The 1589-nt window shown below is 67.9% G+C and carries 2 protein-coding genes; one reads left to right on the top strand and one right to left on the bottom strand.

All coding sequences use genetic code 11. The features are described 5' to 3' along the window. A partial coding sequence (locus ACFWF3_RS35340) for a hypothetical protein (protein WP_379318474.1) occupies positions 1-203 on the bottom strand: 203 nt, incomplete at its 3' end. An 87-nt stretch (positions 204-290) separates the two neighbouring features. On the opposite strand from ACFWF3_RS35340, the gene ACFWF3_RS35335 reads away from it, so the two are divergent. Next, on the top strand, positions 291-1586 hold the full coding sequence (locus ACFWF3_RS35335; protein ID WP_378990535.1) for a salicylate synthase: 1296 nt from the start codon (positions 291-293) through the stop codon (positions 1584-1586). Positions 1587-1589 lie beyond the last annotated feature (3 nt).

Here is a 1589-nt window from a genome sequence, read left to right as displayed (position 1 = left end):
GAGTCTGCCTGCGGGCCGCGCCGCCCACCTTTGTCGATCATTGCTCCATTCAAGCCGCAGATCTGCTTCGGCGCACCGAACTCGGTCCACAGCGCGTTGCGCGACGCGCGAACAGCGGGGGATGTCCGGTGGGGTGCGACAGTGCCGGCGGTTTGCTCGGTGGAACGGAAGTGGCGAAGAATACCCAACACGGGTCTGGTCAAACGGCGAGGTAATGCTAACCTAACCAAGCAAAGTTAGGTCAGCTTTACCTTGGAGGATCGTTGTCGTCGACGGAACAACCCGTACGGGTGGAGTATGTGACCGACCCGGCGGCAGCGATGTCACGTCTGGCCGTCTCGGATCGATTCGGTGAGTACGTGATGTACGAACAGCCCGGTGTGTGGGTGTTTGCCGCCGATCCGCTCGGCAGCGTGGAGCTCGACGCCGGTGAGCTGCGCACTGTCTGGGGTGGTGAGACCACCGCTCGCGCCTGGACCGGCAGCCCGGCCACCGCCATCGATACCGCGCTGGCCGACCTGCCGCTCGACGGCCGCAACGCCTACGGCTGGATCGGCTTCGAATTCTGCGCCTACTCGCTGTCGGCGACGCACTACCTCAATCCGCTCACCTCGCTGGCGCACCTGATGATTCCGCGAATCGAGGTGCGCGTCGACGCCACCGGCGTGCGGATCAGCGGCGCCACCCCGAGCGAGGCGTGCGACATCCACGATCTGATCGCCGGCTCGCAGGGCGTGGACCTGCCGGTGCCGACGCCGGTCGACGTGCGATCCGACTCGACGAACTACGAACAGCGCGTGGCCACGGCGGTCGCCGAAATCCGTTCCGGCAGCTATCAGAAGGTGATTCTGTCGCGCAAGGTCGAGCTGCCGTTCCCGGTGGACGTGCCGGCGACCTATCGCCTCGGCCGCGCCAGCAACACGCCCGCCCGCTCGTTCCTGCTGCGGCTGGGCGGGCTCGAAGCGGCCGGGTTCAGCCCCGAGCTGGTGGCCTCGGTCGACGACGATCGCATCGTCACCACCGAACCGCTGGCGGGTACGCGGGCATTCGGGCTCGGTGCCGAAGCCGATGATGCCGCCCGCGCCGACCTGCTCGCGGACCCGAAGGAGATCGTGGAGCACGCGATCTCGGTGCAGACCTCCTTCGCCGAGATCGCGGAGGTGGCCGTGCCGGGCACGTCCGCGGTCTCCGATTTCATGGCCGTGCGCGAGCGCGGCAGCGTGCAGCACCTGGCGTCCACCGTGCGTGGCACCCTGGCCGCCGACCGCACCGCGTGGGACGCGCTCGAGGTGCTGTTCCCGTCGGTGACCGCCTCCGGTATCCCCAAGCGCGCGGGCGTCGACTCGGTGTTCCGCAACGACCACGATCCGCGTGGGCTGTATTCCGGTGCGGTGGTCTGCGTTTCGCCGACCGGCGCGCTCGAGGCGACACTGGTACTGCGGGCGATCTACCAGACCGGTGAGGGTGCGTGGTTGCGCGCCGGTGCCGGAATCGTGGGGCAGTCGCGCCCCGAGCGTGAGTTCGAGGAGACCTGCGAGAAGCTGGGCAGCGTCGCGCCTTACGTGGTCAAGGCTTACAAAGCCTGATCC

This window comes from Nocardia sp. NPDC060220 (genome assembly GCF_042727815.1).
Classification (GTDB): domain Bacteria; phylum Actinomycetota; class Actinomycetes; order Mycobacteriales; family Mycobacteriaceae; genus Nocardia.
The sequence above is the reverse complement of the archived record's forward strand: the minus strand, read 5'-3'. Positions and strand labels throughout refer to the sequence as shown.